The 22013-nt window shown below is 61.4% G+C and carries 22 protein-coding genes and 1 tRNA gene; 17 read left to right on the plus strand and 6 right to left on the minus strand.

The window, feature by feature from the left end; all coding sequences use genetic code 11:
* Nucleotides 1-98: 98 nt before the first annotated feature.
* Nucleotides 99-434: a transposase gene (locus tag ACSHXH_RS11930; protein WP_435672027.1), complete on the plus strand. Its 336-nt coding sequence runs from the start codon at nucleotides 99-101 to the stop codon at nucleotides 432-434.
* A 690-nt stretch (nucleotides 435-1124) separates the two neighbouring features.
* On the opposite strand, the gene ACSHXH_RS11935 is transcribed toward ACSHXH_RS11930, so the two are convergent.
* Together ACSHXH_RS11935 and ACSHXH_RS11940 are read right to left on the minus strand one after the other, a co-directional pair.
* A tRNA-Leu gene (locus ACSHXH_RS11935) sits at nucleotides 1125-1208 on the minus strand.
* A gap of 108 nt (nucleotides 1209-1316) precedes the next feature.
* On the minus strand, nucleotides 1317-2951 hold the full coding sequence (locus ACSHXH_RS11940) for an NAD(P)H-hydrate dehydratase (RefSeq protein ID WP_435672028.1): 1635 nt from the start codon (nucleotides 2949-2951) through the stop codon (nucleotides 1317-1319).
* Between the two features lie 169 nt (nucleotides 2952-3120).
* Between ACSHXH_RS11940 and ACSHXH_RS11945 the strand changes: the two genes are divergently transcribed.
* The 4 genes from ACSHXH_RS11945 (at nucleotide 3121) to ACSHXH_RS11960 (ending at nucleotide 6714) form a co-directional block, all read left to right on the plus strand.
* Nucleotides 3121-3459 (plus strand): P-II family nitrogen regulator, encoded by a 339-nt coding sequence (locus tag ACSHXH_RS11945; protein ID WP_435672029.1) that lies wholly within the window; start codon nucleotides 3121-3123, stop codon nucleotides 3457-3459.
* Nucleotides 3460-3510: 51 nt separating this feature from the next.
* The gene (gene glnA, locus ACSHXH_RS11950) at nucleotides 3511-4917 is read left to right on the plus strand and encodes a type I glutamate--ammonia ligase (RefSeq protein WP_435672030.1); all 1407 of its coding nucleotides are present in this window, start codon (nucleotides 3511-3513) and stop codon (nucleotides 4915-4917) included.
* Between the two features lie 333 nt (nucleotides 4918-5250).
* On the plus strand, nucleotides 5251-5787 hold the full coding sequence (locus ACSHXH_RS11955) for a hypothetical protein (protein ID WP_435672031.1): 537 nt from the start codon (nucleotides 5251-5253) through the stop codon (nucleotides 5785-5787).
* A gap of 111 nt (nucleotides 5788-5898) precedes the next feature.
* Nucleotides 5899-6714 carry a lytic murein transglycosylase gene (locus tag ACSHXH_RS11960; RefSeq protein ID WP_435672032.1) on the plus strand — a complete coding sequence of 272 codons (816 nt, stop codon included), beginning with the start codon at nucleotides 5899-5901 and terminating at the stop codon, nucleotides 6712-6714.
* A gap of 3 nt (nucleotides 6715-6717) precedes the next feature.
* On the opposite strand, the gene ACSHXH_RS11965 is transcribed toward ACSHXH_RS11960, so the two are convergent.
* Together ACSHXH_RS11965 and ACSHXH_RS11970 are read right to left on the minus strand one after the other, a co-directional pair.
* Nucleotides 6718-7458, minus strand: a complete 741-nt coding sequence (locus tag ACSHXH_RS11965; protein ID WP_435672033.1) for a heme-dependent oxidative N-demethylase family protein — start codon at nucleotides 7456-7458, stop codon at nucleotides 6718-6720.
* A gap of 58 nt (nucleotides 7459-7516) precedes the next feature.
* Entirely contained in the window at nucleotides 7517-8374 is an 858-nt protein-coding gene (locus ACSHXH_RS11970) for an endonuclease/exonuclease/phosphatase family protein (protein WP_435672034.1), read from the minus strand.
* A 119-nt stretch (nucleotides 8375-8493) separates the two neighbouring features.
* Here ACSHXH_RS11970 and ACSHXH_RS11975 point away from each other — a divergent pair, with 119 nt between their 5' ends.
* The 5 genes from ACSHXH_RS11975 to ACSHXH_RS11995 all read left to right on the plus strand — a co-directional run bounded on the left by ACSHXH_RS11975 (nucleotide 8494) and on the right by ACSHXH_RS11995 (nucleotide 12678).
* The gene (locus tag ACSHXH_RS11975; RefSeq protein WP_435672035.1) at nucleotides 8494-9702 is read left to right on the plus strand and encodes a bifunctional alpha/beta hydrolase/OsmC family protein; all 1209 of its coding nucleotides are present in this window, start codon (nucleotides 8494-8496) and stop codon (nucleotides 9700-9702) included.
* A gap of 147 nt (nucleotides 9703-9849) precedes the next feature.
* Nucleotides 9850-10866: a betaine--homocysteine S-methyltransferase gene (gene bmt, locus ACSHXH_RS11980; protein ID WP_435672036.1), complete on the plus strand. Its 1017-nt coding sequence runs from the start codon at nucleotides 9850-9852 to the stop codon at nucleotides 10864-10866.
* Nucleotides 10867-11079: 213 nt separating this feature from the next.
* The gene (locus tag ACSHXH_RS11985) at nucleotides 11080-11784 is read left to right on the plus strand and encodes a corrinoid protein (protein WP_435672037.1); all 705 of its coding nucleotides are present in this window, start codon (nucleotides 11080-11082) and stop codon (nucleotides 11782-11784) included.
* Between the two features lie 95 nt (nucleotides 11785-11879).
* Complete coding sequence (locus tag ACSHXH_RS11990) at nucleotides 11880-12053, plus strand: hypothetical protein (protein ID WP_435672038.1); 174 nt, start codon at nucleotides 11880-11882, stop codon at nucleotides 12051-12053.
* A complete protein-coding gene (locus ACSHXH_RS11995) occupies nucleotides 12037-12678 on the plus strand; it encodes a DUF1638 domain-containing protein (protein ID WP_435672039.1) in 642 nt (213 codons plus the stop codon). The genes ACSHXH_RS11990 and ACSHXH_RS11995 overlap by 17 nt, the downstream gene beginning before the upstream one ends.
* Nucleotides 12679-12698: 20 nt before the next feature.
* On the opposite strand, the gene ACSHXH_RS12000 is transcribed toward ACSHXH_RS11995, so the two are convergent.
* Entirely contained in the window at nucleotides 12699-14102 is a 1404-nt protein-coding gene (locus tag ACSHXH_RS12000; protein WP_435672040.1) for a divergent polysaccharide deacetylase family protein, read from the minus strand.
* 286 nt (nucleotides 14103-14388) lie between these two features.
* Here ACSHXH_RS12000 and ACSHXH_RS12005 point away from each other — a divergent pair, with 286 nt between their 5' ends.
* From ACSHXH_RS12005 to lexA, 7 genes are all read left to right on the plus strand, one after another.
* Nucleotides 14389-14970: an anthranilate synthase component II gene (locus ACSHXH_RS12005; RefSeq protein ID WP_435672167.1), complete on the plus strand. Its 582-nt coding sequence runs from the start codon at nucleotides 14389-14391 to the stop codon at nucleotides 14968-14970.
* Complete coding sequence (trpD, locus tag ACSHXH_RS12010; RefSeq protein ID WP_435672041.1) at nucleotides 14967-15983, plus strand: anthranilate phosphoribosyltransferase; 1017 nt, start codon at nucleotides 14967-14969, stop codon at nucleotides 15981-15983. The genes ACSHXH_RS12005 and trpD overlap by 4 nt, the downstream gene beginning before the upstream one ends.
* A 127-nt stretch (nucleotides 15984-16110) precedes the next feature.
* Nucleotides 16111-16755, plus strand: a complete 645-nt coding sequence (locus tag ACSHXH_RS12015) for a uracil-DNA glycosylase (protein ID WP_435672168.1) — start codon at nucleotides 16111-16113, stop codon at nucleotides 16753-16755.
* A complete protein-coding gene (trpC, locus tag ACSHXH_RS12020) occupies nucleotides 16752-17555 on the plus strand; it encodes an indole-3-glycerol phosphate synthase TrpC (protein WP_435672042.1) in 804 nt (267 codons plus the stop codon). The genes ACSHXH_RS12015 and trpC overlap by 4 nt, the downstream gene beginning before the upstream one ends.
* Nucleotides 17552-18028: a cyclic pyranopterin monophosphate synthase MoaC gene (gene moaC, locus ACSHXH_RS12025; RefSeq protein ID WP_435672043.1), complete on the plus strand. Its 477-nt coding sequence runs from the start codon at nucleotides 17552-17554 to the stop codon at nucleotides 18026-18028. The genes trpC and moaC overlap by 4 nt, the downstream gene beginning before the upstream one ends.
* The gene (locus ACSHXH_RS12030; protein ID WP_435672044.1) at nucleotides 18025-19194 is read left to right on the plus strand and encodes a molybdopterin molybdotransferase MoeA; all 1170 of its coding nucleotides are present in this window, start codon (nucleotides 18025-18027) and stop codon (nucleotides 19192-19194) included. The genes moaC and ACSHXH_RS12030 overlap by 4 nt, the downstream gene beginning before the upstream one ends.
* Nucleotides 19195-19280: 86 nt before the next feature.
* Entirely contained in the window at nucleotides 19281-19979 is a 699-nt protein-coding gene (lexA, locus tag ACSHXH_RS12035) for a transcriptional repressor LexA (protein ID WP_435672045.1), read from the plus strand.
* Here lexA and ACSHXH_RS12040 read toward each other — a convergent pair.
* Nucleotides 19973-22003 carry a ComEC/Rec2 family competence protein gene (locus ACSHXH_RS12040; RefSeq protein ID WP_435672046.1) on the minus strand — a complete coding sequence of 677 codons (2031 nt, stop codon included), beginning with the start codon at nucleotides 22001-22003 and terminating at the stop codon, nucleotides 19973-19975. The genes lexA and ACSHXH_RS12040 overlap by 7 nt on opposite strands.
* Nucleotides 22004-22013 lie beyond the last annotated feature (10 nt).

Raw genomic sequence — 22013 nt, forward strand, 5'->3', positions numbered from 1 at the left:
ACCCTGCAGGAAAAGACCACTAATACCACCATTTAATCACATATTTTCAATGCCTTGGGAGTTGTTCAGGCCGGACTCCGTAGGTCATAAAGGGTGCCTTGAATGGCCCGGCCTTCGCGGCCTACGTGCGTGAGGTGTTGGTGCCAGAGATTGAGCCCGGCACCGTCGTCATATTGGACTACCTTGCGACGCATAAAAACAAGGAAGCGTCGGATGCCCTGCGCGCGCATGGATGCTGGTTCCTCTTCCTGCCGCCATACTCGCCCGACCTCAACCCAATCGAACAGGCATTGTCCAAACTGAAAGCCCATCTGCGCCGGATCGGGGCAAGAACCTTCACCGACGTATTCGATGCCATTGGAAAAATCTGCGACCGCTACGACCCTCAAGAATGTTTGAAATACTTCAAGGTTGCCGGATATGTCTCAAATTAAAACCGAAACGCTTTAGCTGAGCCGCAAACCTGTCCGAAAAAGCAAGACCACTTCATAGGTGTAGAAGGTTTGCAGCTGCGTGTGACAAATATTGTTGCAAACTCACAAACGTAGATCGCATCCTTCCTCCCGCTTCCGGCATCAGCCTGCCTCTTCCGCCACAAATGCCCGATAACATAAACACACCGTTCACTCAAAAGACGAGGTCAACTGGACAGAGGGCCACCGTGTTCCAAAATATGGGAGCTGATGATCCCCTCTCGTAGTCTCGATCCATTGCGAAAAGGCAGGTAATCGAAAAAATGGATTTAAGGCTCGCCTACCGTCGTCAAGAGCTTCATCTCAAACTCGGTGGGTTTCCTGCATGTCTGCCAGGTGGGACAAATGTTGGGACAGGGTTTAGGCTGATTGGGTTTTATTATTTATATCAATGAGTTAGTCAGAAAAGGCGGCAGCCCGTAGGGCTGCCTTCTATGCGCAGTGGCCCCTTAACCTGCCTCAAAACGGCTGTTCACAAGTTAATGCAACAGCCCCCTCTGCAGAGGATCTCCCTCAAACAACGCAATCGAATTTTATCGAAGCCCACATGCCTCCTCCCAGCACAACCGATGTGGTGTTGGGGAGAATTTGGGGGATAGATGCGTAGGAAACCAAATTTTTCTTTTAAAATTAAAACTCTATCTGCTTTATTGGTGCGGGTGAAGGGACTCGAACCCCCACGCCAAAGGCGCCAGAACCTAAATCTGGTGCGTCTACCAATTCCGCCACACCCGCATTGCGCTGGTCACTAGCAAAGCTCTTGCGCCGATGCGAGAAGAATTTTTGCGTCGAAACCCGCAACCCTGATAATTCAGCGTCCTAAGAAACGTCGTACGAAGTTTCTTAGGCCCCGAGGGTTAAGAAAACCTCTGGAAACATATCGGGCAGGTCTTCGGCAATCAAACCGGGACCAAACAGGCGGGCTGCGTCGCAATGCAACCAGACGGCCGCTTCAGTGGCGCAGAACAGGTCCGGCACGCTGTCAGGTGCGGCCAATCCCGCGATGAGACCAGCCAGCACATCACCCGCCCCAGCGGTGGCCAACCACGGGACCGCGCGATCGCCGGTGGCGCTGTGCACGCTTGCGCCGCCGCCAGGCTGTGCGATCACGGTGTCTTCGCCCTTAAGCAGGACAATGCACCCAGCCCGGTCAGCGGCCATGCGCACCACGTCGATTTTGGAGCGCGCCCCCCGTTCGCCTTGCGCAAGGTCTGGAAAGAGCCGTGCAAATTCGCCCTCATGCGGGGTCAGAACCGTGCGCCCATGGCACAGGGCGAACAAGGCGTCCGGGTCGTCTTCGAACGATGTCAGCGCGTCCGCATCCAGCACCACCGCCGTTTGGCGCGGGTTGCGTGTGCCGCCGTTGTGGCACAGCGCCGCCGCAACCAGATCGCGGGTCGCCTGCCCCACACCCAACCCTGGCCCAAGGCATAGCGACGTGACACGTGTGTCGGCGATCTGGCGGAAGGCTTCTGCATCCGCGCAGGCATGCAGCATCACGGCGTCCAAGTGGTTGGCATTTTCCAGCATCGCATCCGGGGGACACAACACGGTGACCAGCCCCGCCCCCGACCGCAGCGCCGTCCGCGCGGCCATCCGTGCAGCACCGCCGCGTCCCGGCCCACCGGCCAGAACCATGACGTGACCGTAAGTGTATTTGTGACCGCTGCTGTTCAGCTTGGGGATCAGGGCACTGGGCCACACGCGCGGGATGCCCTCTGACTCACGCGCTCGCGCGACAAGTCGGGCACGGTTCGGGTCAGGCGGGGTGCCCAATGCTGCGCGCGGCCCCGCATCCGCTGCGTGCAACCCGATATCAACGATGCGCACCTCACCACACAGGGCGGGCCCAAGCCCAAGCTTGTGACCTGCTTTGAGGCTGTGAAACGCTACCGTGAGATCGGCTGTATTCACCTTGCGCGGTGCGCCCTCTTGCGCCGGGATCATCCCGGTGTCGAGGTTGAGGCCCGACGGACAATCAATGGCGAGACGCCGGATCGTTTGCCCAGACGTCCAGACCCCCATCATCCCGATATCCAGCACCTCGGCCAGCTCATCGGGCAGTGGCCGTGTCAGCCCCGTGCCGAACACGGCGTCAATGAAAAGGTCAGGCCGGTCGCAGCTCCGGATGGCAGCGGGATCGAGCCGCTGAACCGCGCCCATCTGCGCCCAAAGGTCGTGATTGGTTCGCGCATCCGGGGGCAGCCCGTCGGAATCCCCATATAAAAAAACATCCAGATCCCATCCCCGATCGGCCAGACGCCGTGCGATGACAAACCCATCGCCGCCGTTATTACCCGGCCCGCACAGGATCAGCGCCCTGTGACGCCCCTGCCCAAGGGTCGGCCATTTGGCGAACGCCGCGTCCACAGCGCCACGTCCGGCACGTTCCATCAGGCGCAGGCCAGTGACGGAACCCGACTCGATTTCGGCCTGTTCTATGGCGCGCATCTGGGCTGCGGTGAGCAATTCAGTCACGTCTGTTCCTTTGTGCGATTCATTTTCGCATATTAATTGTGCAACACGCACATTATTTAGGCTCTATATTTCAATCCCCGTGCCCTCGGGCTGTTCTGTGGGCTTAGCCGATTGTGGCCTCCAAACAGAAGTGGTCTGACGACCCCAATGCAGGAATGAGGGATCCGCCATGAAAAAGATTGAAGCCATCATCAAACCCTTCAAACTCGACGAGGTGAAGGAAGCCCTTCAAGACGCAGGTATACAAGGCCTGAGTGTCGTGGAAGTCAAAGGGTTTGGGCGCCAGAAAGGCCATACGGAGCTGTATCGCGGCGCTGAATATGTGGTTGATTTCCTGCCCAAGGTAAAAATCGAGGTTGTCCTCGAGGACGATCAGGTTGATGGCGCGATTGCTGCCATCGTGGATGCGGCAAAGACCGACAAGATCGGCGACGGCAAGATTTTCGTCTCTCCGGTCGAACAGGCCATCCGCATCCGCACAGGCGAATCCGGCTCGGACGCGATCTGATCCTGCGCCACACAACACGAACACCGACCCAACTCAGTGAAAGGGAAGAGAATGAGCACTGAAACGCTTCTCAAGATGATCAAAGACGAAGATGTCGCCTACGTGGACATCCGCTTTACCGACCCGCGCGGTAAGCTTCAGCACGTAACGGTAATTGCAGACGAAGTTGACGAGGACTTTCTTGAAGAAGGTTTTATGTTCGACGGCTCCTCCATTGCGGGGTGGAAATCCATCGAATCCTCGGACATGAAATTGATGCCCGACACCGACAGCGCGTATATCGATCCGTTCTATGCCGAAAAGACCGTCTGCGTGCATTGTTCCATTGTGGAGCCGGACACCGGCGAAGCCTATGACCGCGATCCGCGTTCGACTGCCGAAAAGGCCGAAGCCTACCTGGTATCGTCGGGCATCGGCGATGTGTCCTACTGGGGCCCCGAGGCCGAATTCTTCCTGTTCGATGATGTGCGGTTCCAGAACTCGATCAACAAGGTGTCCTACGAAGTTGACGCAATCGACGCGTCCTGGAACACCGACACCGAATACGAGATGGGCAACACTGGTCACCGTCCGGGCCTCAAGGGCGGCTATTTCCCTGTGAACCCGATCGACGACGGTCAGGACATCCGGTCCGAGATGCTGTCCACGATGAAGCGTCTGGGCATGAAGGTCGACAAGCACCACCACGAAGTGGCGTCCTGCCAGCACGAGCTGGGTCTGATCTTTGGCACGTTGACAAAGCAGGCGGACGAGCTTCAGAAATATAAATATGTGATCCACAACGTGGCACAGGCCTACGGCAAGTCGGCAACATTCATGCCCAAGCCCATTTACGGTGACAATGGCACCGGCATGCATTGCAACATGTCGATCTGGAAAGACGGCAAGCCGCTTTTCGCAGGTGACAAATATGCAGACCTGTCGCAGGAAGCGCTGTATTTCATCGGCGGCATCCTGAAGCACGCAAAAGCGTTGAACGCGTTCACCAACCCGTCCACGAACTCTTACAAGCGTCTGATCCCGGGTTTTGAAGCCCCCGTTCTGCGCGCCTATTCCGCACGCAACCGGTCTGGCTGCGTTCGTATCCCGTGGACAGAAAACCCCAAAGCCAAGCGCGTTGAAGCCCGTTTCCCCGATCCGAGCGCCAACCCGTATCTGTGCTTTGCCGCGCTGTTGATGGCCGGTCTTGATGGCATCATGAACAAGATTGATCCCGGCGAGGCGATGGACAAGAACCTGTACGACCTGCCCGCAGAAGAGCTGGAAGGCATCCCGACAGTCTGTGGTTCGCTCCGCGAAGCCATCGACGAGCTGCGTGCCGACATGGACTTCCTGCTGGCCGGTGACGTGTTCACCAAGGACCAGATCGAAGGCTATATCGGCCTGAAGATGGAAGAAGTTGAACTGTACGAACACACGCCGCACCCGGTCGAGTTCGGCATGTACTACAGCTGCTGATCCCTCAGGCAGTTCGCAGACAGACGGGCGGCCCAATGGGTCGCCCGTTTTCGTTCAGCTGCCCGCATGGAGCGGTCAAAACGCCCAAACTTTGCCCAAGCGGCAAGAACCGCGATTTTGGCCGATTACATTCTCATTCAGACCACAATCCCAGATCATCCTTGATCCAAGATCACAGTCTTGATCCACCAGGAGGACATGAGCATGTCGACTTCGGATGTGACTGTAATGAGTTTGGTGACCTGCACAAAACGTGAAGATGTGTGCGCGTCCGTGATACCTTTTGTACGCCTTGCCCTTTGTCAGCTTGGCCTCGAGCACAAACGTTTGCCCATGACGCAGAACCAGATCGAGTGGTCGGTGAGCGGGTCAGGTCGTGTGACAGTTGTGTTGGACCGGGTTGGTGCGTCCTGCCTGATCGTGATTGCAACGCGCGGTCTTGCCCCGGCGATCTGCGTGTCGGTCGCGGCCGCGCTGTGTCGGGATTTTGAGGCGCACACGCTTCTGTGCGATGGTACCCATCCTGTTGATCGAGCTGCCTTTGCGCGCGCGGGCGGTCCCGAAATGGTCACCCTGCCCGCGCGACGCACCGAGGACTGCCGCCCGAGACCACGCCCGCTTGATCTGGCGGACACGGAATTGTTCGAGGTAGAGACCCGCCGCGCCAAGACCGCACCGACGCGGTTGGCGGCTTGGGCGCTTTCGCTGGCCACGGCGGTGATTGCTGCCCCCTTGGCGATCCCGCTGATCGTTCACAATCTCGTGCGCGGCGAAGACCTCCGCGCGGCGGCTTTGGCGCTGGGGGTCGCGGGGCTTTATTCAGGTCTGGCCCAGTCCGGCTTGGCTCCGGCATTGGCGGGGCTGCTGTGATGCGGAGCTTAGCCGGGGATCGCGGGGAAACCGCGCGCGGTGTTCCCGCTTGCCCACACCCCGGCATTTGCTAACGTCGCGCAAGTTGTTTTCCCGTTTGGAGTTTGCCTGATGCGTCGTTTGATAGCTGCTGTCTGTGTGTCTTTTTGTGCCGCCCTGCCCGCCTATTCGGCAGAATGCATCACAAGCAAAGGCGCCTTTGATCAATACAAGCGTACCCTTGCGGGTCAGGCCTCTGCTGCGGGTGTCGGCCAGCGCGGGCTGGCGGCGCTTCAGAATGCACGCCTGTCGGACCTGACATGGCGGTTTGAATCCAACCCCGGCAACCAGACCGGCACCTTGCAGGGCGATCCAGCCAAGTTTCTGGCCAAGCGGTCGGGCAGCACGGCGGAAAGCTTTATCAACCAGACCCGCGCCAAGATCGCGCGCAACCCCAACACTTTTGGGTCGATCGAACGAGCCTACGGCGTACCTGCGTCGATCCTTGCGACGATCTGGGGACTAGAGACAAGCTGGGGCGGCTATCTGGGTGGCACATCCGTGGTGGACGGTGCGGTGACGCTGTCATCTTATTGCCGCCGCCACCCACGGTTCGAGCCGCACGCGATTGCCGCGCTTGATATGGTGGATGATGGCATCCTGTCGCCCAGCACCAAGGGGGGGCCGTCAGGCGAACTGGGCCATATGCAATTCCTTGCGGGCAACTGGCTGCGATACAAGGTCGATGGCAATGGCGATGGTCGCGCCGATCCCTATAACGCCGACGATGCGTTGGCGACAGCGGCCAACATGCTGCGCCGGAATGGCTGGCAGACCGGACAGCCGTTTGGCGAAGGCACGCAGAATTTCAACGTGTTGTCGGTTTGGAATGACAGCGGCAACTACCTGCGCGCGATTGTCTATTCCGCGCAGCGCGCAGGCGGCTGAACCCTAATCGGTTGCGCCCGGAACATCCTTTCGGGCCAGCATGAAGCTGTGAATGGTGAACAACACCGCGTCACTGTCAGGCAACCGCCAAAGCACCTGTCGTTCGCTGCGCAGATAGGCCGTTTGCCCTGCTGCGGTCAGCGGGCGCGGTTCGGTTTCTGATCGGGGCTGGTGCAGCGTCGGGTCTTCGTACCACAGCGCATTGAACCGCCAGAGCGGCATGCCGGGGCGCACCCCGTCAAACAGGCGTTGCACCCGGCGGGCAATGTCGTTGGTGTAGGTTTTGACCGGCACATGGATATGGGTCAGGGGATGGCCGATCTTTTCCCGCAGTCGCCAGCTTGCCGGAAAGCACAGAACCGCGCCGGTCAGGACGTGTTCATCGCCACGTTTTTCCAACAGACAAATGTCGTCCTGCACGATCTGCCCCAAGGTGGCAAACGGATCTGCGCGGTCAATCTGCACGTCCCGCCCATCCGGGCAGGTCACCCGGTCCCCACGGACCGCGAACCCCGCTGGCAAATGCGCCAACACCGCGTCCATCATCTTGGCCATGCTGTCGGGGTTTGGCTGGTCCTGCGCGATCACATCATCACGGTGGGTTCCGATCAGGCGAAGGCGTTCGGCCATCTGCGGGGCATAGGCTTCGTCCAGCAGAAACCACGGTGCGTCGCCCAAAGGCTGAATACCCGGCAACGGGCGCGGCGCGTGGATGTCATAGGGCAATGTGGTTTGCAGGATCATGGGCACGTCTTAGCCGACGCGGTCCTGCGCGAAAAGACCGGTGCAGAGGGGCGCGCGATCACTCGAACACAAACACCTCGGCCAGGACGCCTTTGTGGTCGGACCCAAGCAGCGGTCGCGGCATCGCCTTGCCGCCCCGGGGGGCGAAAACGTGGTCGATGGGCAGCGGCGCTCGGGCTTTGATCAGCGTGGGAAACAGCGGGCCTGCGCGGGTTGTGCCGGTCGCCGCCTGGACCCGGCGCAGCGCGTAGGACCATGGCACCATGTTGAAATCGCCGGCGATCACTATGGGTTGATCCAAGCTGTCAAGCACCGGCAGGATCAGGTCCAACTGGGTTTGCTGATCATGTGGCCACGGCCAGAACGCATGCAGGCTGAAGGCCCAGAACGCGCCCTCCGGGGACGTGACCAAAAGTCCGACAAGGCCCTGACGTTCAATGCAGATTTCCCCTTCGACCGGCCACCGCGACAGGATCGCCACCCGCGCCCAGTCTACCAACGCGCAGCTTGCCTGATAGGGGTAGTCCGCGCGCAGGTCGTGTACGAGGCCTGCATTGCGCGACGTGAGTTCCTGAAGCGCCACGATATCGGGATTGGCCGCGCGGATGTCGGCGGCAAGGGCTGCGACCTCATCGTTTTGGAACAACAGGTTCTTTTGGTAGATCGTTATTGGCCCCGATGGATGCGACAGGTATTTCTGCGCCACGATCTGCCCCATTGCGCCAAGACAGAGCACCGCAATCGCCCACCGCGACCATGCGGGCCAATGTGACCAGATCACCCAAAGCGCGCAGATCACCGCAAGGGGCATGCGAAAGACCGCCAGACTGTCACCCGCCGGATGCAGCGCACCGGCAAAGCTGGCCAAGACGAGGGCCGTCAGGATACATGCAACAAAACTCACCAACCTGCGCATCGCTCTCACCATCCTGTGACGCTCCCGACACAATGCTTGCCAAAGGGCAACACACCCTACAGTTCTACACATACTGAAACACCAAAGGGCTGCCCTGCCCGGCCCGAAGGACACATTCCATGACCACCGAACGCATCACCTTTCCCGGCCATTCCGGCGACACGCTGTCAGCACGGCTTGACCTGCCGGACGGTCCCCATCTGGCCACCGCCCTTTTTGCGCATTGCTTCACCTGTTCCAAGGACATTCCGGCGGCACGGCGGATCGCCGCACGTCTGTCCGGGATGGGGATTGCCGTGCTGCGGTTCGATTTTACCGGGCTGGGACATTCCAAAGGTGAGTTTGCCAACACCACATTCACGTCGAATGTCGGCGACCTGCATGCGGCGGCGGCCTATCTGGCGACCCGCGGGATGGCCCCGACCATGCTGATCGGGCATTCGCTGGGCGGGGCGGCGGTGTTGCGGGCGGCAGGCGATATGGCCGGGATCAAGGCAGTGGTCACCATCGGCGCTCCGTTTGACCCCGAACACGTCACCCATAATTTCGCCGACGCGCTGGACGACATCCAGACCCAGGGCAAGGCCGAGGTCGATCTTGGCGGCCGGCCTTTCACCATCGGCAAGGCGTTTGTCGAAGATGTGCAGGCACAGGCTTTGGCCCCGGCGATCAAGGGCCTAAAGGCCGCCCTGTTGGTCATGCACGCGCCGCGCGACAGCATTGTGGGGATCGAGAACGCCACCAATATCTTTGCCGCCGCCTTGCACCCCAAGAGCTTTGTAACGCTCGACGATGCCGACCACCTTGTCACACAGGCCAAAGACGCGGAATACGCCGCTGACGTGATCGCGGCTTGGGTGGGGCGCTATCTGCACCTGACTCCGCCTGCCCCACCCATCGGCGCGCCCGAGGGGATCGTGCGGGTGTCCGAGGCGGATGCCGCCGGGTTTTTGCAGGATGTGCAGGCCGGCCCGCATCACCTCTTGGCGGATGAACCGTTGGCCTATGGCGGCACCAATCGGGGGCCCTCGCCCTACGGGTTGCTTGCAGCGGGTCTGGGGGCCTGCACGTCCATGACCCTGCGCATGTACGCGCGGCGCAAAGGATGGCCGCTGGTCCATGTGTCGGTGGATGTGAGCCATGACAAGGTGCATGCCCAAGACGCGAACACGCCAACGGATGCCAATATCGACCTGTTCCGGCGTCGGATCACCGTGACCGGCGATCTGGACACCGACCAGCGTCAGAAGCTTCTGGAGATCGCGGACAAATGCCCGGTCCACAAGACGCTGGAGGCCTCAAGCCGCGTGGAAACCGAACTGGTCTGAGTTTGGCACCAAACGCGTCAACGCGTTTGGTGCAATCCGTTGACGGATTTTTCGCGGTGCATTCATAATGGTCTTGAGAATTATGAATTTGTCTCATTCAGAGAAATCTGTCAGGCACAGCCCACTCTTTGGACACACAGGCCCGTCATGACAAACCCGCTGCACGACCTTCTGAGCACCCGCGACTGGCTTTTGGCCGATGGCGCGACGGGCACCAACCTGTTCAACATGGGGCTTGAAAGCGGTGATCCGCCCGAGTTCTGGAACGAGACCAAACCCGACAACATCCGCGCGCTCTATCGCGGCGCCGTCGAGGCGGGCAGCGACCTGTTCCTGACCAACACATTCGGGTCGAACGCGTCGCGGCTCAAACTGCACAATGCCGCCGATCGCGCGTTCGAGTTGTCCCGCATCGGGGCCGAGATCGCCCGCGAGATCGCCGATGCCGCAGACCGCACTGTGATCGTGGCGGGCTCCGTTGGCCCAACGGGCGAGATCATGGAGCCAGTCGGCCCTTTGTCCCATGCCAGCGCGGTCGAGATGTTTCACGAACAGGCCGAGGGGCTCAAGGCCGGGGGCGCGGATGTGCTCTGGGTCGAGACGATCAGCGCCCCCGAAGAGTATCGCGCCGCCGCCGAAGCCTTTGCGCTGGCCGGCATGCCGTGGTGCGGCACGATGAGCTTTGACACCGCGGGCCGCACGATGATGGGCATGACCTCAGAGGCGATGGCCGAGATGGTGGACACCCTGCCGAACCCGCCATTGGCGTTTGGCGCAAATTGCGGGACCGGCGCGTCGGACCTGTTGCGCACCGTTCTGGGCTTTACCGCCACGGGCACGACGCGTGCGATTGTCGCCAAGGGCAATGCGGGCATTCCGAAATATGTCGACGGCCATATCCATTATGATGGCACACCCGAGCTGATGGCACGCTACGCGGTGTTGGCGCGCGGTGCGGGCGCGACCATTATCGGCGGCTGTTGTGGCACCATGCCCCACCATTTGCGCGCGATGCGCGAGGCGCTGGAAACCACGCCAAAGGGCGACGCCCCGACATTGGAGCAGATCGTGGATCAGATCGGTCCGTTCACCTCGGACGGGGATGGCACCGGTGACCAAAGCGGCGCGCCCAAGCGTGAACGGCGCGGACGCCGTCGCGGCTGACATATCGGTCGCATCATGCACGCTGCCTCGATGCGCATGGTCCCTGATCACAGGACAGACACACGCCGGATGGCTGTTTTCCACCCCCTAAGGCATGCCGCGTCGGTTGCGTTCGCGCGCATGTCGGATTTCACCAAGTGACCGGGTCAGAAAACGACCAAGACTCGAGAAAATCAATCATTGGCGGCATCGCCAGCGTCTGGAGTGACACATATGGCTGACGAAGAAGACGATATCATCCTTGCGGACCTGAACGATGATGAACTGGTCGAACAGATGTTCGATGACCTTTATGATGGTCTCAAGGAAGAGATCGAAGAATCGGTCAACATTCTTCTGGCACGCGGATGGCAGCCCTATGACGTTCTGACCAAGGCGCTTGTCGGTGGTATGACCATCGTCGGAAACGATTTCCGCGACGGTATCCTGTTTGTGCCCGAAGTGCTTTTGGCCGCCAACGCGATGAAGGGTGGCATGTTCATTCTCAAGCCGCTGTTGGCCGAAACCGGCGCCCCCCGCGTCGGCAAGATGGTGATCGGCACCGTCAAAGGCGATATCCACGACATCGGCAAGAACCTTGTGTCGATGATGATGGAAGGCGCCGGGTTCGAAGTGGTCGATCTGGGCATCAACAACCCTGTGGACAGCTATCTGGACGCAATCGAGGCCGAACAGCCCGATATCCTTGGCATGTCGGCGCTGTTGACGACCACGATGCCCTATATGAAGGTTGTGATCGACACGCTGATCGAAAAAGGCATTCGGGACGACTACATCGTTCTTGTGGGCGGTGCCCCCCTGAACGAGGAATTCGGCAAGGCCATTGGCGCAGATGCCTATTGCCGGGATGCGGCCGTGGCGGTGGAAACGGCCAAAACCTTTGTCAGTCGCAAACACAATCAGCTTGCCGCAGGCTGACTATACGCGAAATTGCCTTTTTTTGGCCCTGCTTCATCGCAGGGCCTTTTCATATGGATCAAACTATCCCATATTTTGAGAACAAGGAGATCAACATGCCAGTGACCACCTTCGTCTCTATGATTTTGGCCGTGATCGCGGCCTCGGGCGTGACCGTTTGGGCGTTGGTCGAATTTGGCCTTCTCAAGGTATTGCCCGCCCTGATCGCTGTCGCGCTTGCGGCGCGCTGGGGATTGTCCCATGTGCCCGGCGATGACGAGCCTGCCTAACGACACCATCCTGACAGATGCGGGACTTGCGGCGCGCGGCGATGGCCGGGTGTTGATTGTGGCCTGTGGCGCACTTGCGCGCGAAATACTGGCCCTGCGTGACGCCAATCGCTGGGCGCATCTTGATCTGACCTGCCTGCCCGCAATTTATCACAATCACCCCGAAAAAATTGTCGGGGCCGTGCGCGATGCCGTAACCCGCCACCGCGACGCGTATCAAAGCATCTTCATTGCCTATGGCGATTGCGGCACCGGCGGGTTGCTAGAGGCGGCCTGCGCCGAGATGGGTGTCGAGATGATCGCGGGGCCCCATTGTTACAGCTTTTTCGAAGGCAACACCGCCTTTGCCGCGCGTGACGAGATCACGGCGTTTTACCTGACCGATTTTCTGGCGCGCCAGTTCGATGCGTTTGTGTGGAAGCCGCTTGGCCTCGACCGGCATCCTGAGCTGCGAGACATGTATTTCGGGCATTACGAGACCTTGGTCTATCAGGCGCAGACAGATGATCCTGCGCTGACCGAATTGGCCAAGACCTGTGCCGACCGGCTGGGGCTCGCGTTCGAGCGGCGATTGACCGGCTACGGTGATCTTGAGACGCACATGCAGGGTTGGGCGACTGGCTGACGGGCGGTGCCAGTCATGCCTTACTGCGACTGTTCGATCAAAAGTGTGGACACCGGCACCATGGACACGCTGGCCGCGCGGTCCTGCAAGCTCCAAAGCACCAGCGCCGACAACGTGTCCGGCGTCAGGCGGCCCAGCATGATGACTGCGCCGTCCTGACGGGCACGAAACGCCGCACCGTCGAGAAAGCGGCGTTTGGTGCGGGCGTCCTGCCCTTCGCCGTCAAAATCGCGCAGGATGCTGACGGACGGGACGTTCTCGCGCTGCGCAATTGCCTGTGCCGTGTTCAACCCGTTGGGCAGGAACACCAGACCGTGCCCGCTGTCGGCAGCAAAACGTGTGGCCTGTTCTGTCACCGCGCGCGAGGCTTGCAGCCCGCTGCCGGGCGCTTCGATCAGGGCAACGGTTTCGGCCAGCGCGGCAATCGCACCACCAAGGATTTGTTCCACATCCGTGGGCTGTGCCGCCTCGGGCAGATCAATGAGCGTGGCCACTTCATAGCCAAGCGCGCGATAGGCGGCCATGCGGTCCGCAGCGTTGGGTTTGCCGGGATCGAGCGCGAAAGTCACCGGGAATGGGAAAGTGCCAAGCGTGTCGGGCCCAAGCGGCCCGGTGCCGTCGTCGATCATCACGATGGACATGCGCGGCAGCGACGGGTCGCTGTCTACGTCTGCTGCATAGCGTTCCAGCGGCGGTCGCGCATCAAGGGCGGGTGGCGCCTCTGCGGGCGCGGCGGTGTCTGCGTCGGCAGCTCCGCCGATGGATGGCAAGCGCGCGGAATTGCCCGGGTTGCGGTCGGCCAAGGAGGCTGCGGGGGTTCCGATCTGCGGGCGCAGCGGCTCTGATGTGTCGTCATCAGAGTCATCTGCTGCGCCGATGTCCCCAGTATCGGGGATCAGGCGGCGGACCTGCGGGCGTTCGGCGTCTGGAGTGTCGTCTGTGGCTGTGGCCGCGTCTTCGGCAAGAGCCGCCCCGTTCGGATCAGCGACCACGGGCACGTCGGCTTGCGGTACCTGCTCGGGGGCTGGCGGTTGCGCCGGATCGGTCGAAACGTTTGGGTCGGTTTCGCTTTGCGGTGCGGTAAGTTCCGGGGCCACCGACGCGCTGGGTGCACTGTCGCCCGTTGGTGCCGGGGGCACCTCGGGCGCATCCGGTGCTTCTGGCGTAGCGAGCGCGGCTATCGTATCGCCCGCATCCGGCGCAGGACTAGGCGCAGCGGATGTGTCTGCCGCGACTGTGTCTTCGGGCGCGGCGGGTTCGGGCAAATCCGGGGTCTGCACCTCCGGGGCCGTCTCTGTGATCTCGGCAGGCTGCGCGATCGGCGCAGTCTCAAGCGCATCCGCATCGACAGGTTCGGGCGCGGTGATCTCTTGGGTGGGCTCAGGTATGGCGGCGCTATTTTGGGTGGCGGCGGTATCGTCCACTGATTGGGAAACAGGCATTTCGGCTGTGCTTATCGGTGCATCCGTTTGGCCCGATGTCACCACGGATAGTGCACCCAACCCCCCCACTGACAGGACTGTGCCCCAGATGGCCCCTGACAAAAACCCTCTTGCCATGCTCAATGCCCTCGCCTTGCCGTCTCACGTGTCCCCGGCATCTCGGTTGTGCCGGTTGACCCACCCGCGCCCTTGACGCGCCTTGGTCTGCCTGCGCATGTATACCGCGATTGCGCCCCGCCCCGCCAGCCCCGAGATAGAAGAAACGCCTATGTTGCTGCTCATCGACAATTACGACAGTTTTACCTACAATCTAGTGCATTATCTGGGCGAGCTTGGCACGGACGTAAAGGTCGTGCGCAACGATGCCCTGACCGTACAAGACGCCATGGGCATGCGCCCGGCGGGTATCTTGCTGTCCCCCGGCCCGTGCGACCCGGATCAGGCTGGAATTTGCCTTGCCCTGACAGCGGCGGCGGCCGAATCCAAGACCCCGCTTATGGGGGTGTGTCTTGGTCATCAGACCTTGGGTCAGGCCTTTGGCGGTACGGTTGTGCGCCATTCCGAGATTGTGCACGGCAAGATGGGCGTGATGCACCACGCGAACAAAGGCGTGTTTGCGGGCCTGCCCTCGCCGTTTGAGGCGACGCGCTATCATTCGCTGGTGGTGGACAAGGACAGCGTGCCAGACTGCCTTGAAGTGACAGCGTGGCTGGATGACGGCACAGTGATGGGACTGAGCCACCGCACACTGCCCATGCACGGTGTGCAATTCCACCCGGAATCGATTGCCTCGGAACATGGGCACGCGCTTTTGCAGAATTTTGTAAACGATATGAAGGTGCCCGCATGAGCGACGCGATGAAGCCCCTGATCTATGCCGCCTCGGAAGGCCCGCTGAGCCGGTCGCAGGCCGAACAGGCGTTTGAGATCCTGTTCGACGGCAAAGCTACACCCGCCCAGATCGGCGGTTTTCTGATGGCGTTGCGGGCGCGCGGCGAAGCGGTTTCGGAATACGCGGCGGCGGCGGCGGTGATGCGCGCCAAATGCACGCCGGTCAAAGCGCCCGAGGGCGCGATGGACATTGTCGGCACCGGCGGCGACGGCATGGGTACGCTCAACATTTCCACCGCGACAGCTTTTGTCGTGGCAGGCGCAGGTGTGCCGGTGGCCAAGCATGGCAACCGCAACCTGTCGTCGAAATCAGGTGCTGCGGATGCGCTGACCGAGATGGGCATCAACGTGATGGTCGGCCCCGAGATCGTGGAACGCGCTCTGACTGAGGCTGGGATCGGGTTCATGATGGCCCCGATGCACCACCCGGCAATGAAGCATGTGATGCCGGTGCGGCAGGAATTGGGATCGAAGACGATCTTCAACATCCTTGGCCCGCTGACCAACCCCGCAGGTGTCAAACGGCAGCTGACCGGCGCTTTTGCGATCGACCTCATTTTCCCAATGGCGGAAACGCTCAAGGAATTGGGGTCCGAGAAAGCATGGCTGGTGCATGGCGGCGACGGGACCGACGAGATCTCGATCTCGGAGCCGACGCAGGTCGCCGTTCTGGAGGACGGCAAAATCCGCGGCCGCGAGGTACATCCCGAGGATGCGGGCCTGCCCGCCCATCCGTTCCGCGAGATCATGGGCGGCTCACCTGCCGAAAACGCACAGGCCTTCCGCGCCTTGCTGGACGGAGCCAAAACCGCCTACCGCGATGCAGTTCTGCTTAACGCGGCGGCGGCGCTGGTGGTGGCAGACAAGGTATCCGATCTGAAAACCGGGGCCGAAATGGCCGCAGAAAGCATCGACAGCGGCGCGGCCCGCGCGCGGGTTGCCGCCTTGGCGCGGATCACCCAGCAGACGTGAGACATGGGTTTCGCGGAGTGGGCGACGCGTCGACGCATCGCAGATTTTCCGATAACGGAAAACCCTTGGGCGCTGCCCCAGACCCCCGGATATTTTTGAACCAGAGAAGCGGGGGGCGTGCGCCATGTTGAGACCCCCTGCGGCTTGGGAGCATTTGCCGTTCTTTACGGACGTGTTTCCCGGGATCTGCACGGCTTTGGCAGCAGAGACCCGCGCCGTGTTGCCACCTGAGGCGCAGGTCTTTGCAGCGCTTGACGCCTGCGCGCCCAATGCTGTGCAGGTGGTTATTTTGGGCCAGGATCCGTATCCGACCCCCGGACATGCCCACGGGCTTGCCTTTTCAGCGGATGCAGATGTGAGACCCTTGCCGCGCTCTTTGGGCAATATTTTCCAAGAGATGCGCGCCGATCTTGGCACCTGCCCACCGCATGGGGATTTGCATTTCTGGGCGGATCAGGGCGTGCTGCTTTTGAACGATGTGTTGACGGTGCCTGCCGGGGATGCGCGCGGGCACCGCCGGCTTGGCTGGCAAAAACTGGTGCCGCAGGTGCTTGGGGCGGTGTCGGACAGACCGCGTGCCTTTGTGCTTTGGGGCAATGATGCGCGCGCCCATGCGCCGTTGCTTGAGGGGTTTGGGCATTTGGTGGTGCAAAGCGCCCATCCGTCGCCGCTATCGGCGCGGCGCGGGTTTTTCGGGTCGCGCCCCTTTTCCACCGTGAACGCTTGGCTTAGACAGCATGGACATGCCCCGATCAATTGGACCACGCCATGACTGCAACCATTCTCGACACCATCAAAGCCTACAAGCTTGAGGAAGTCGCCGCCGACAAGGCGCGGGTTTCTTTGGCCGAGGTGGAGGCCGCAGCCAAAACCGCAGACCCGGTGCGCCCCTTTGGGGCCGCGTTGCGCACCGCGCAGGTCACTGGCTATGGCCTGATTGCCGAGGTCAAAAAGGCGTCACCGTCCAAGGGGTTGATCCGGGCGGATTTTGAACCGGCCAGCCTCGCGCAGGCGTATGAGGCCGGTGGTGCGTCGTGCCTGTCCGTGCTGACCGACACGCCCAGTTTTCAGGGGGACAAATCCTATCTGGTGGCGGCCCGTGCGGCCACATCCCTGCCCGCGCTGCGCAAGGATTTCATGTACGACACCTATCAGGTTGCCGAGGCGCGCAGCCTTGGGGCCGATTGCATCCTGATCATCATGGCGAGCGTCAGCGACGCACAGGCCGCAGAGCTCGAAGAGGCCGCGACCTTTTGGGGGATGGAGGCGTTGATCGAAGTTCATGACCGCGACGAGCTTGACCGAGCCTTGGCGCTGAAATCACCGCTGATCGGGGTAAACAACCGCAATCTCAAGACGTTCGAGACGTCTCTTGAGACAACACGCGAGCTGTCAAAACATGTTCCGGGCGATCGGATGCTGATCTCGGAATCAGGTTTGTTTACCCCCACGGATCTGGCCGATATGGCGGCATACGGCGCGCGCAGTTTCCTGATTGGCGAAAGCCTGATGCGGCAAGCGGACGTGGCATCTGCCACCCGTGCGTTGCTGACGGATCCGGTGGCGGCATGAGCGGGCTGTCGCATTTCGACGCCAAGGGCGATGCGCACATGGTGGATGTGTCGGACAAGGCAGTCACATCGCGTGTTGCGGTGGCCGAAGGCTACATCAGGATGGCGCAGGACACGTTTGATATCATTACCGAAGGTCGTGCCAAAAAGGGCGATGTGATCGGCGTTGCGCGGCTTGCCGGGATCATGGGGGCCAAGAAGACGCCCGACCTGATCCCGCTTTGTCACCCTTTGCCCGTCACCAAGGTGGCGGTGGAGCTGACACCAGCCCCTGATTTGCCCGGCTTGCGGATCGAGGCGACGGTCAAGACCACCGGCCAGACCGGTGTGGAGATGGAAGCGTTAACCGCTGTGTCGGTGGCCGCGCTGACCGTGTATGACATGGCCAAGGCGGTGGATAAGGCGATGGAGATCACCGGCATCCGCGTGATGCTGAAAGACGGTGGAAAATCAGGGCGGTACGAAGCGCTATGATTTCGGTCGCAGAGGCGCTTGAGCAGCTGTTCGCGCTGGCACGACCGCTTGCGGTTGAGACAGTGCCGCTGTTGCAGGCGCATGGGCGGATGTTGGCGCAAGACGTGGCCGCGACGCGGGACCAGCCGCCTTTTGACGGGTCGGCTATGGACGGCTATGCGGTCACGCACGCCGCCCCCGGTTTGCGGCTTCGGGTGATTGGCGAGGCAGCGGCGGGTCATGGATTTGACCAGACGGTAAAAAATGGCGAAGCGGTGCGTATTTTTACCGGCGCGCCAGTGCCAAAAGGTACGAAAGCCGTTGTTATTCAAGAGGATGTCACCCGCGACGGTGAGTGGATCACGCTTGGCGACAGCCTTGATGACAACACGTATATCCGGCCGGCCGGCGGGGATTTTCGCAGTGGTGACACTGTCAACGCAGGCCGTGTGATCGGAGCAAATGACATTGCGCTGATGGCAGCGATGAACATTGCCGAGGTTCCTGTGACGCGGCGACCAATCGTGGCGCTGATCTCGACCGGGGATGAGTTGGTGATGCCGGGGGATACGCCCGGACCCGATCAGATCATCGCGTCGAACACCTTTGGCCTGCATGCGCTGCTGCGCGATCTGGGAGCAGAGCCACGGATGTTGCCGATTGCGCGCGACAATGAGCCGTCTCTCAGGACGGCGTTTGACTTGGCCCAAGGTGCGGATCTGATCATCACGATTGGCGGCGCGTCGGTGGGCGACCACGATGTGGTGGCAAACCTTGCACCGCAACTGGGGTTTGATCAAAGCTTTTACAAAGTCGCTATGCGCCCCGGTAAGCCGCTGATGGCAGGTCGTTTTCGGAACGCTATGATGATTGGCTTGCCCGGAAATCCGGTGTCCGCGATGGTCTGCGGCCATGTCTTCGTGGCCCCGGTGGTGCGGGCGATGCTGGGGCTGGGTGCGGCCCCTGCGCCGCGCAAAACCGGTGTTTTGGCGCAGGGTCTCCCGGCGAACGGGCCGCGCGAGCATTACATGCGGGCACGGCTCAACGCGGGTGGCCTGACCGCGTTTGGATCGCAGGACAGCTCGCTTCTGAGCATTCTTGGGCAGGCCGACGCCCTGATCGTGCGAGCCCCAAATGACGGCCCACGCGCTGCGGGCGACAGTGTTGAGTATCTGCCGCTGCGATAAAATCTTACGTCTGTTTACGTTTTCTTGACACAAAACAAGAACAACAGTAGAACAAACAGTGATGATCATGCGAGCGGAGGCAGGAAATGCTGACCAAGAAACAACTCGACCTGTTAGATTTCATCAACAAACGCGTGACACGCGACGGTGTGCCGCCAAGCTTTGATGAAATGAAAGAGGCGCTGGATTTGCGGTCCAAATCGGGGATTCACCGGTTGATCACCGCATTGGAAGAACGCGGGTTCATTCGCCGCCTTGCCCACAGGGCCCGCGCGATCGAGATCGTGAAGCTTCCCGATACGCTGGCCGCGAAACAGCCAGGCTTTACGCCGAAAGTGATTGATGGAGATCTGCCGGACATGCCGCCGCCCGCCAATGCGATCCATGTGGACCGTGTGGATGCGCTGGACCTGCCGCTGATGGGGCGGATCGCGGCCGGTGTGCCGATTGAATCGATCAACGATGTGCCGCCGACTGTGGCAATCCCTGGGTCAATGCTGTCGGGCAGCGGCAAGCATTACGCGCTTGAGGTCAAAGGCGATTCTATGATCGAAGCCGGGATCAACGATGGCGATGTTGTGGTGATCCGCGAAACCGCGACCGCCGATAATGGCGATATCGTCGTGGCGCAGGTCGAAGGGTATGAAGCGACGCTCAAGCGCTACAAGCGCAAGGGCGAAAGCATTATTCTTGAGGCGGCAAACCCCGCCTATGAGCCACGCATCCTGCCGGTTGGCGCGGTCAAGGTGCAGGGCCGGTTGGTAGGCTTGATCCGCACTTACTGATCGTCGCGCACCGACCTGTCGTTCCAAAGGCGCGCGCCAGATATGTCGCGCGCTTTTTCGATCTGCCAGTTGCCCGCATCATCCCGCGTCACGGCAAGACTGCCCAGACCGGCCAGTGCGCTGGCATCCAGAACAACGCAGCCATCAGTCTGCGGTTTGGAGGGAAGATCTGCACTGGAGATAACAAGCGCGCCATTGGTGCAGCCTTCGTAAGACGCGGCAGCGCGTTTGCCATGAATGTGGCGCACGGGAGTGTCGGCGCGATCCCACAGGGTGGCGGCAGCGGGTTGATCTAACCCCTGCCCGTCATTTTCGAGCCAGACCTCGGCGATAAAGCCTGATCCCTTGTCGCGGGACAGCGCGCGCCCCTGATCGGTCATGACACCCACCAATGCCCCCCCTTCGGCAACGAGGATCGGCGGGCGCTCGGCCTGGGCCCAGAGCAGGGCCGCAAGCGCGACAGGTGCCAGACCAAGCCACCGCGAACGTCCCTGCCAAAGAATGACGAACAGGCACCCCAGAGTGATGAGCGGCAGCACCGATGGGTCCGGCGTCATCACCGGGCGCACTGCCCCCGGCAAATCGGCCATGGCCTCGGCGACCCATAATATCCAGTCAAGACCGTAGCCCATCAGCGTCAGGCCAATTACTTCGAACCCCAAGGGCATCAGAAGGATGCCCAGAACCGCCGCCGGGATGACAATGATCCCCATAAGCGGCACCGTCACCAGGTTTGCGATCAGACCAAGCTGCGCAATCTGGTTGAAATGCGCCATGGCAAACGGCGCGGTTGCGGCCCCCGCCACAGCCGAAGACATGAGCACTGACGCCGCCCCGCGCAATAGGCGGTGGCGTGGTAGGTCATGTGTGCTGTCCCGGAGCGCACCAAAGACTGCGACCAGCGCGGTTGTGGCCGAGAACGACATCTGAAACCCCGGCCCCATCAACGCCTCAGGCCGCAGGACAAGCACGATCAACGCCGCAAGCGCCACAGCGCGCAGCGAGATTGCGCGGCGGTCCACCATCACGGCCAGCAGCATCACGGCGACCATCACAAAGGCGCGTTCCGTGGCGACATTGCCCCCCGAGAGCGCGAGGTAGATGGCCGCGACCACCAGCGCGCCTGCTGCGGCGATCTTTTTGATCGGCCAGCGCAGACCGATGGGGGTGAGCAGCAAGCCAAGGCGCAGGCTGGCGAAGACAAAGGCGCTGACCAGCCCCATATGCAGCCCCGAAATGGCGAGCAGATGCGCCAGATTGGTGTCGCGCAGGGCTTGCAGCACGGGTTGCGGGATCGCGCTTCGGTCGCCGGTGATGATGGCCGTGGCAAAGGCACCCGTGTCGCCCGGCAGCGCCTCTTGCACGCGGGTCGAGATCAGCATGCGGGTCTGAAAGATGAACCGATCCTGCCCCGCCTCTTCCCACAGGACCAGGGGCACGCGGGTATAGCCCACGGCGCCCAGTCGCAGGAACCACGCGTGGCGGCGGAAATCAAACCCTCCGGGTTCGACCGCACCGCCCGGCGGGCCAAGATGCGCGGTGGTCATGAGGGTCATGCCCGGCTCTGGCGCAAGACCCGGATTGGCGGCGTGCAGTGACAGGCGCACGCGGGTTGGCGTCTCGGACAATGGGACATTGGCCAGCCAAACGCGGTCCAGCGTAACGCGCAGCGCGTCCGAGGCGGATCGGTCGATGGCCACCACCCTGCCCGTCACCGGGCCATAGTAGCGCCAATCCAGCACTGGCCCTGCCACCAGATGCGCGCGGGTGCCAGCCAAGGCGATGCCGCATGCCACCATCGCAAAGGCACAGATCAGCGGGGCCCACAAAGACCGGCTGCGCAGATGCCAGATCAAGGTCAGCGCCCCAAGGGTCGCGCAGGTGACCAGCGCCCAAACCGGCGGTTCCATGCGCAGGGCGAAATAGAGGCCAATCCCGACCCCGAGGAAGATCGGCACAAAGGGAAACAACCCGCCGCGCTGTGCCAGAAGCAGGTCGGGGAGGACAGACCAGACCCGCGCCATGCTTGCCCCC

Source organism: Marivita sp., from assembly GCF_051251565.1.
In the GTDB taxonomy this organism is placed as follows: Bacteria; Pseudomonadota; Alphaproteobacteria; order Rhodobacterales; family Rhodobacteraceae; genus Marivita.

Excerpts from the sequence above, each read along its gene's own strand:
- ACSHXH_RS11945 (WP_435672029.1), top strand. The coding sequence starts at position 3,121 with ATGAAAAAGATTGAAGCCATCATCAAACCCTTCAAACTCGACGAGGTG.
- glnA (WP_435672030.1), top strand. The coding sequence starts at position 3,511 with ATGAGCACTGAAACGCTTCTCAAGATGATCAAAGACGAAGATGTCGCC.
- ACSHXH_RS11955 (WP_435672031.1), top strand. The coding sequence starts at position 5,251 with ATGACGCAGAACCAGATCGAGTGGTCGGTGAGCGGGTCAGGTCGTGTG.
- ACSHXH_RS11960 (WP_435672032.1), top strand. The coding sequence starts at position 5,899 with ATGCGTCGTTTGATAGCTGCTGTCTGTGTGTCTTTTTGTGCCGCCCTG.
- ACSHXH_RS11965 (WP_435672033.1), bottom strand. The coding sequence starts at position 7,458 with ATGATCCTGCAAACCACATTGCCCTATGACATCCACGCGCCGCGCCCG.
- ACSHXH_RS11970 (WP_435672034.1), bottom strand. The coding sequence starts at position 8,374 with ATGCGCAGGTTGGTGAGTTTTGTTGCATGTATCCTGACGGCCCTCGTC.
- ACSHXH_RS11975 (WP_435672035.1), top strand. The coding sequence starts at position 8,494 with ATGACCACCGAACGCATCACCTTTCCCGGCCATTCCGGCGACACGCTG.
- bmt (WP_435672036.1), top strand. The coding sequence starts at position 9,850 with ATGACAAACCCGCTGCACGACCTTCTGAGCACCCGCGACTGGCTTTTG.
- ACSHXH_RS11985 (WP_435672037.1), top strand. The coding sequence starts at position 11,080 with ATGGCTGACGAAGAAGACGATATCATCCTTGCGGACCTGAACGATGAT.
- ACSHXH_RS11990 (WP_435672038.1), top strand. The coding sequence starts at position 11,880 with ATGCCAGTGACCACCTTCGTCTCTATGATTTTGGCCGTGATCGCGGCC.
- ACSHXH_RS11995 (WP_435672039.1), top strand. The coding sequence starts at position 12,037 with ATGACGAGCCTGCCTAACGACACCATCCTGACAGATGCGGGACTTGCG.
- ACSHXH_RS12005 (WP_435672167.1), top strand. The coding sequence starts at position 14,389 with ATGTTGCTGCTCATCGACAATTACGACAGTTTTACCTACAATCTAGTG.
- trpD (WP_435672041.1), top strand. The coding sequence starts at position 14,967 with ATGAGCGACGCGATGAAGCCCCTGATCTATGCCGCCTCGGAAGGCCCG.
- trpC (WP_435672042.1), top strand. The coding sequence starts at position 16,752 with ATGACTGCAACCATTCTCGACACCATCAAAGCCTACAAGCTTGAGGAA.
- moaC (WP_435672043.1), top strand. The coding sequence starts at position 17,552 with ATGAGCGGGCTGTCGCATTTCGACGCCAAGGGCGATGCGCACATGGTG.
- ACSHXH_RS12030 (WP_435672044.1), top strand. The coding sequence starts at position 18,025 with ATGATTTCGGTCGCAGAGGCGCTTGAGCAGCTGTTCGCGCTGGCACGA.
- lexA (WP_435672045.1), top strand. The coding sequence starts at position 19,281 with ATGCTGACCAAGAAACAACTCGACCTGTTAGATTTCATCAACAAACGC.
- ACSHXH_RS12040 (WP_435672046.1), bottom strand. The coding sequence starts at position 22,003 with ATGGCGCGGGTCTGGTCTGTCCTCCCCGACCTGCTTCTGGCACAGCGC.